The 8,364-nt window shown below is 70.5% G+C and carries 2 protein-coding genes and 1 pseudogene; 2 read left to right on the top strand and 1 reads right to left on the bottom strand.

Going from position 1 to position 8,364, the window contains the following annotated elements; all coding sequences use genetic code 11:
* On the top strand, positions 1 to 5,832 hold a 5,832-nt coding region (locus GC106_RS46770), incomplete at its 5' end, for a type I polyketide synthase (protein ID WP_173142646.1).
* 78 nt (positions 5,833 to 5,910) lie between these two features.
* Here the strand turns inward: GC106_RS46770 and GC106_RS46775 are convergent.
* Entirely contained in the window at positions 5,911 to 6,321 is a 411-nt protein-coding gene (locus GC106_RS46775) for a VOC family protein (protein ID WP_173142647.1), read from the bottom strand.
* Between the two features lie 232 nt (positions 6,322 to 6,553).
* Here GC106_RS46775 and GC106_RS46780 point away from each other — a divergent pair.
* Positions 6,554 to 8,364, top strand: a pseudogene (locus GC106_RS46780) (type I polyketide synthase); the annotation flags it as partial.

An 8,364-nucleotide genomic window follows, 5' to 3' on the forward strand; every position in this document is an offset into this window, starting at 1 on the left:
TTCACCGAGTTCGAGCGGCAGGGTGGGCTTGCTTCGGATGGGCGGTGCAAGGCGTTCGCGGCGGCTGCTGATGGTACGGCGTGGGGTGAGGGTGTTGGTGTGTTGTTGGTGGAGCGGTTGTCGGATGCTCGGCGTAATGGTCATCGTGTGTTGGCTGTGGTGCGTGGTTCGGCGGTGAATTCTGATGGTGCGTCGAATGGGTTGACTGCTCCGAGTGGGCGGGCTCAGCGGCGGGTGATTGGGCAGGCGCTGGCTGTGGCGGGTCTTGAGGCGTCTGATGTGGATGTTGTGGAGGCGCACGGGACGGGGACCCGGTTGGGTGATCCGATTGAGGCGCGTGCGTTGTTGGCGACGTACGGCCAGGGGCGGGAACGGCCGCTGTGGCTGGGGTCGGTGAAGTCGAACATCGGGCACACCCAGTCGGCTTCCGGGGTGGCCGGTGTGATCAAGATGGTGCTGGCGATGCGGCATGGTGTGGTGCCGCGGACGTTGCACGTGGACGAGCCGTCGCCGCACGTGGACTGGTCGGCCGGGTCTGTGCGGCTGCTCACCGAGGCGAAGGAATGGCCGCGCACCGGCCGGCCGCGGCGGGCGGGGGTGTCGTCGTTCGGGATCAGCGGCACGAACGCCCACGTGATCGTGGAACAAGCGCCGCCGGAGCCGGCAGGCCCGCCGGCCCGGCCCGCGATGGCGGCTCCGGTGCTGCCGTGGATCCTGTCGGCGCGAACCGAACCGGCGCTCGCCGCGCAGGCGAGCCGTCTGCGGACCCACATCGAGGCGAACCCGGCACTGCGGCCCGCGGAGGTCGGATCCACGTTGTCCGGCAGGCCGGCACTGGAGCACCGGGCGGTGGTGATCGCGGCCGACCGCGACGGTTGGGTGCACGGCCTGGACGAGCTCGCCGAAGGCCGCACGGTGGCCGGAGTGATCCGTGGGTCCGTCGCCGACCACAAACTGGCTTTCCTCTTCTCCGGGCAGGGTTCGCAGCGGCTCGGGATGGGACGGGAACTGTACGGGGCCAGCCCCGTCTACGCCGCCGCGCTGGACGCGGTGTGCGCGGAACTGGACCCGCACCTGGACCGGCCCTTGCTGGACGTGCTCTTCGCGGAGCCGGAGACCCAGACCGCGCGACTGCTCGACGACACGGCTTTCGCACAGGCCGGTCTGTTCGCGGTGGAGGTGGCGCTGTTCCGGCTGGTGTCGCACCACGGGCTGCGGCCCGCTTTCGTGGCGGGGCACTCCGTCGGAGAACTCGCAGCCGCGCATGTGGCCGGAGTGCTTCCGCTGGCGGACGCCTGTGCCCTGGTGGCGGCTCGTGGCCGGCTGATGCGGGCGTTGCCGCCCGGAGGCGTGATGGTGTCGGTTCGCGCGTCCGAAGCAGCGGTGGCGCCACTGCTGCCCGAACGGACCGGGATCGCGGCGGTCAACGGCCCGTCCTCAGTGGTCGTTTCCGGTGCCGCGGACGCGGTGGCCGTCCTCGTCGCGGCGGCCGGGGCCGAGGGATACAAGACCAAGCGGCTCAAGGTGTCCCACGCGTTCCACTCGCCACTGGTCGAGCCCGTGCTCGACGAGTTCCGCCGGGTGGCCGAGCAGCTGACCTACGCACCAGCCGGGATTCCGGTGGTGTCGACCGTGACCGGGCTGCCGGTGACGGACGCACGACTCGGTTCTGCGGACCACTGGGTGCGCCACGTCCGGGACACGGTCCGCTTCGCCGACGCCATGACCAGCCTGCAGGCGAAGGGCGTGACGGCGTTCCTCGAACTGGGACCCGACGGTGTGCTCACCGGGCTGGGGCACGAGTGCCTCGACAGCGACGGGAAGACCGCCCCGGTGCTCGTCCCGGCCCTGCGCGCCAGCCGTCCGGACGTCGAGTCCTTCACCACCGCGCTCGCCACCCTGCACGTTCATGGGGTTCCGGTGGCGTGGGACAGTTTCTTCACCGGGACACCCGGAATCGATCTGCCCACCTACGCCTTCCAGCACCGCCGGTACTGGCAGACGGCCGCACCACGGGTGACCGACGCGTCCGACCTCGGTCTGGCGCCTACGGGGCACGCCCTGTTACGGGCGGTCGTGCCCAGCGCGGACGGCACCGGGACGGTGCTGACCGGCAGCCTGTCGCTGCGCTCGCATCCCTGGCTCCGTGATCACGCGGTGAGCGGCAGGGTGCTCGTGCCGGGTACCGCGATGCTCGAGATGGCTTCGCGGGCCGCCGACCAAGCGGGCGCGGTTCGCATCGCGGACCTCACGCTGGAGTCCCCGTTGGTCGTTCCCGACCACGGCGGCGTGCACATCCAGGTCGTGGTGGCCGACGCCGACGCGTCGGGCCGGATGCCGATGAGCATCTCCGCACGTCCGGCGAACGCGTCGGCTGAGGAGAAATGGACCCGTCATGCGACTGGTGTCCTGACGACCGAGCGGCAGGAGGCACGGAAGCTCGGCTGGGCCGGAGCCGACGGCGGGCCGTGGCCACCGCCCGGTGCGGCCGCTGTCAGCGCGGGCCGGCTGTACGACAAGCTCGCTGAGGCCGGCTTCCGTTATGGCCCGGCGTTCCGCGGTGTCACCGGTGTCTGGTCGCTGGCCGGTGACCTGTTCGCCGAAGTCCGGTTGCCCGACGAGGCGCGCACCGGCGACGACGGGTTCGTCCTGCACCCGGCCCTGCTCGATGCCGCGCTGCACCCGATCGGTCTCGGCCTGCTGCGGGTACCGGGCGGCGACGTCGTCCCAGCCGGCCCGCCCTTCTCCTGGTCCGGAGTCTCGGTGCAGGCCAACGGCGCCACGACACTGCGGGTCAGGTTGACCGCGAGTGGCACCGACACGGTGGCTGTCGTGGCCGCCGACGCCAGCGGCGAACCGGTGATCAGCATCGACGCACTGGTGTCGCGGCCGATCACCACGCAACGGTCGCTCCGCGACGACGTCGGCGACTCGCTGTTCCGAGTCGAGTGGAGCCCGGTCGAGGCCGTCGGCGGTGCGAAGACCGGCAACTGGGCTGTGCTGGGAGACAGCGAGGCCGGGCGGGCGTACCCGGATCTGGGTTCGCTGATCGCCGCGATCGACGGCGGCGCGGCGGTTCCGGACGTGGTGGTGGCGTGCTCATGGCCGGCAGGGCACGGCGCCGTACCTGCCGAAGCACACGCCGCGGTCACCACCACGTTGACGCTGCTGCGTTCCTGGCTGGCCGAAGATCGATTCTCGGCGACCAGGTTGCTGGTGCTCACGAACGGAGCCGTGCGGACTGGGCCCGACGATGCCGGGCCCGACGATGCCGGGCCCGACGATGCCGGGCCCGACGATACCGGACAGGACGATGGGGTCCTGGATCTGGCTCGCGCCCCGGTCTGGGGCCTGGTGCGCAGTGCGCAGACCGAGAACCCGGGCCGGATCCTGCTCGTCGACACCGACCGGCACGAGGAATCTTCGGCGCTGCTGCCCTGGGTGGCGGAGGGGCACGAGCCCGAGGTGGCCCTGCGGCACGGTCGTGTCCTCGTCCCGCGACTGGTGAAGTCCGAGCCGGGGACGGCCCTGGTACCGCCGTCCGCCGTGACCGCGTGGCGGGTCGACACCACCGGCGCGGGAACAGTGGACAACCTGACGTTGCGGGCCTGCCCGGAGGTCTCCGGGCCGCTCGGGCCTGGTGAGGTCCGGATCGCCGTGCGCGCGGCCGGCGTGAACTTCCGCGATGTGCTGATCGCCCTGGACATGTACCCGAAACCGGCTGGGATCGGGTCCGAGGGGGCCGGCATCGTGCTCGAGGTCGGCTCCGCCGTGCACGACATCACGCCCGGCGACAAGGTGATGGGCATGTTCGGCGGTGCGCTGGGCCCGTTCGCCGTGGCCGACCACCGGACAATCGTGCGGATGCCGCAAGGGTGGTCGTTCACGCGGGCGGCGTCGGTTCCGGTCGTGTTTCTGACCGCCTACTACGCGTTGGTCGACCTGGCGGGCCTGCGGCCAGGTGAATCAGTTCTGGTGCACGCCGCGGCCGGTGGTGTCGGCACCGCGGCCGTGCAACTGGCGCGGCACCTGGGGGCCGAGGTGTTCGGGACGGCGAGCCCGGCCAAGCAGCGTGCGCTGGACCTCGACGACCGGCATGTGGCCTCGTCACGGACCTTGCGGTTCGAGGACCACTTCATGGCCGCCACCAACGGGCGGGGAGTCGACGTGGTGCTGGACTCGCTGGCCGGTGAGTACGTCGACGCGTCCCTGCGGTTGCTACCCGAAGGTGGACGGTTCCTCGAAATGGGCAAGACGGACATCCGTGATCCGGAGCAGGTGGCCGCGGACCACCCCGGTGTGCGCTACAAGTCCTTCGACCTGACCGACGCGGGACCGCGGCGGATCGGCGAGATGCTCGCCGAGCTCGTGACGCTGTTCGAGCGCGGCGATCTCCAGCCACCACCGGTCACGACGTGGGATGTCCGGCAGGCTCCGGCGGCTTTTCGCGCGCTGAGCCAGGCGCGCCTGGTGGGCAAGGCGGTGCTGACCATTCCGCCTGTGGTCGATCCGGCCGGGACGGTCCTGATCACCGGCGCCACAGGGGTACTCGGCGGGCTGGTCGCCCGTCACCTGGTCACTGAGCACGGCGTGCGCAACCTGCTGTTGGCCGGGCGGCGCGGTGCCGACGGACCGCACGCCGTGCGGTTGCAGGCGGAACTGCTCGGACTCGGGGCGAACGTGACACTGGCGGCGTGCGACGTAGCCGACCGCGACGCGCTGGCCGGGCTGATCCGTTCCGTGCCGGAGCAGAACCCCCTGGTGGGCGTGGTGCACGCGGCGGGCGTGCTGGACGACGGCATTGTCCAGTCGCTCACGCCGGACCGCGTCGCCACGGTGCTCAAGCCGAAGATCGACGCCGGCTGGCATCTGCACGAACTGACCCAGCACCTCGACCTGGACCTGTTCGTGCTGTTCTCCTCTGCGGCGGCGACGCTGGGCAGCGCGGGACAGGCCGGTTACGCGGCGGGCAACGCCTTCCTCGACGCCCTCGCATGGCACCGCCGTCACCAGGGAATGGCGGCCACATCGCTGGCGTGGGGCCTGTGGGAAGAGCGCAGTGCCATGACCGGCAACCTGGGGAAGCGTGATCTGCGTCGGGTGACCAGGGCAGGTCTGGCCCCGATGAGCACGGACCACGCCCTCGCGTTGTTCGACGCCGCAGTCACGACCGGGGAACCGGCGCTGCTCCCGATGCGACTGGACATGGCCGCGTTGCGCGACGGTGCCGTTCCGGCGTTGTTGACCGGAATCGTCCGTCCCCGCCGCAAGCAAGCCGCTCGGGAGGAGACGGACGCCTCGTCCTTCACCCGGCAGCTCGCCACACTCCCGGGCGCGGAGCAGCACGAGGCGATCCTCGGTCTGGTCCGTACTCATGCGGCTGCCGTGCTCGGTCACATCTCCGTGGACGAGCTCGAGGACGACCGTGCGTTCAGGGAGGTGGGGTTCGACTCGCTCACATCCGTCGAGCTGCGCAACCGCCTGCAGGCCGCGGTGTCCAGGACGATCCCGGCGACCCTTGTGTTCGACCACCCCACGCCGGACGCGGTCGCCGGCTACCTGCGTGGCCTGCTGGTGCCCGGCGAAGCGGACACGCGCCGTCAGGTCCTGCGGGACATCGACGCCATCGAGGCGGCATTGGCTTCGCTGGCGCCTTCGGGGGAGATGGACGCGACGATCGCGGCGCGCCTGCGGGAACTGTCGCGCCGGTGGACGGCGGAAGCCGGTGCGCGGGACGACGGTCCGATCGAGGGACGGCTCGAGACCGCGACCGCGGGCGAACTGCTCGAGTTCATCGACGCCGAGTTCGGGGACCTGGCCAGAGATCGGTGACGCGGCTGAACCCGGGCATCCCGGGACGAACAAGGCCGCGGCCGGCCGCCGGGAGGCGGCCGGCCGCGGCGGCGTGGATCAGGACTCCGAATCAGGCGCGGGCTGGTAGGCGTAAATCCCGAAACGATTCCCTGACGGGTCGAGGATCTGCGCCGCCGTCGTCTTCTCGCCGAACGCACTTTCGACTGTCGGCGGATAGGTCACCGTTCCGCCCGCCGCCTCGGCCTTGCGGCAGATCTCGTCCATCTCGTTGATGTCGACCTCGATGCAGAAGATTCCCCAATTGGGTTCCTCGCCCCGGTTGTCGTAGACGCCGCCCTGGAAGTCGCCGTGCCCGGGAATGGAGATGAAGCTGTAGTTCAGCTGGGGGAGCTGCATGAACTGCCAGCCGAATATGTCACCGTAGAAGCTTTCGATCGTGGCGCGATCGTCGGTGGAGATCTCGAAGAACTTCACGACGTTCTTCGCGACCGGCGTTGTTTCGGACACTTTCGGCTCCTTACCGGGATGTCGCGAGAATTGCTGAACCGAGTGTAGGTGCCTGCGGTGGCGTGAGAAGCCGGTGCGCGGACGTGACCGGTGTTTTTCCAGGCCTGTGCAAGGACCGTGCAAGGTTTGGAACATTACGTTGGGACGGTTAGTTGGGTCGGGTCACCTGTGCCTGGGACAGCCACGTCAGGTCTCCCCGACACCACTCGATCTCGCGACGGAGCTGAACCGGGTGCCAGACCAAGACAAGCTCGTTGAGTACCTGAAGCGGGTCACCGCCGATCTGCACCGCACCCGCAAGCGGCTGGCGGAGGTGGAGTCCGCCGCGCCCGAACCGGTCGCCGTGGTGGCCGCGGCGTGCCGGTACCCTGGCGGCGTCCGGTCGCCGGAGGACCTGTGGCAGTTGGTCACGTCCGGCCGTGACGCGGTGTCGGCCGTGCCGCGGGATCGGGGCTGGACCGAGGGCCCTTTCCTGCGGGAGGGCGGGTTCCTGCACGACGCGGCGGATTTCGACGCGGACTTCTTCGGCATCGCGCCCCGCGAGGCACTGGCGATGGACCCGCAGCAGCGGCTGCTGCTGGAGACGTCCTGGGAAGCCTTTGAACGGGCCGGGATCGAGCCCGGTTCGCTTCGCGGCAGCCGGACCGGTGTGTTCGTCGGGGTGTCCGATCAGGACTACGGTGTGCCCTCGCACCAGCCCGTCCCCGGGGTCGAGGGACACCTGCTGACCGGAACCTCGATCAGTGTGGCGTCGGGCCGTCTGGCCTACACCTTCGGCTTGGAGGGCCCGGCGGTCACCATCGACACGGCGTGTTCGTCGGCACTCGTCGCGCTCCACCTCGCCGTCGGGGCGCTGCGCAAGGGCGAATGCGACCAGGCGCTGGTGGCAGGCGCGGCCGTGATGGCCAACCCCGGCCTGTTCATGGAGTTCGAGGTGCAGGGCGGGCTGGCCGCCGACGGGCGGTGCAAGTCGTTCGCGGACGCGGCGGACGGCACCGGGTGGTCCGAAGGTGTCGGCGTGCTGGTGGTCGAGCGGCTGTCGGACGCGCTGCGCGACGGGCGCCGGGTACTGGCGGTGGTGCGCGGGTCCGCGGTGAACTCCGACGGCGCGAGCAACGGTCTCACCGCGCCCAACGGCCCGTCGCAGGAGCGGGTGATCCGGCAGGCGCTGGCCGACGCACGGCTGACTCCGTCCGAAGTGGACGCTGTTGAGGCGCACGGGACCGGAACCAGGCTGGGCGACCCGATCGAGGCGCAGGCACTCATCGCCACCTACGGCCAGGACCGTGCCGGCCGCGAACCGCTGTACCTCGGCTCGGTCAAGTCGAACATCGGGCACGCGCAGGCGGCGGCCGGCATGGCCGGTGTGATCAAGATGATCGGTGCGTTGCGTGCCGCCCAGCTGCCGAAGACGCTGCACGTGGACGCCCCCTCCAGTGCCGTCGACTGGTCGGCGGGTGCCGTGCGCCTGCTGACCGAGCAGCGGGACTGGCCCGGCGGCGACCGGCCGCGCCGGGCCGCGGTGTCGGCCTTCGGCATCAGCGGCACGAACGCCCACGTCATCATCGAGCAGGCGCCGGACGAGACCCCCACGCACGCGGCCGGCTCCGAGGATCTGGTGCCCTGGTTGCTGTCCGCGAAGAACGATGAGGCGCTGCGCGCGCAGGCGGGACAACTGCACAGCCACCTCACAGCACACCCCGGGCTGAGCCTCGCGGACGCCGGTTTCACGCTGTCGGGCCGATCCCGGTTCCCGCACCGCGCGGTCGTCACCGGCCGGACCCGCACGGACTTCCTGAGCGGCCTCGCGGCACTGGCCGGCGCACAACCGGCGTTGAACGTCGTCACCGGCACCGCGAAGCAGGGAGCCGATGTCGCTTTCCTGTTCGCGGGTCAGGGTTCGCAGCGGTTGGGTATGGGTCGGGAGTTGTATGGGGTGTTTCCGGTGTTTGCTGGGGTGTTTGATGAGGTGTGTGGGGGGTTGGATGGGGTGCTGGGTGGGTCGGTGGCGGGTGTGGTGTTTGGTGTGGATGGTGGGGTGCT

Source organism: Kibdelosporangium persicum (assembly GCF_013280595.1).
Lineage (GTDB): Bacteria > Actinomycetota > Actinomycetes > Mycobacteriales > Pseudonocardiaceae > Kibdelosporangium > Kibdelosporangium persicum.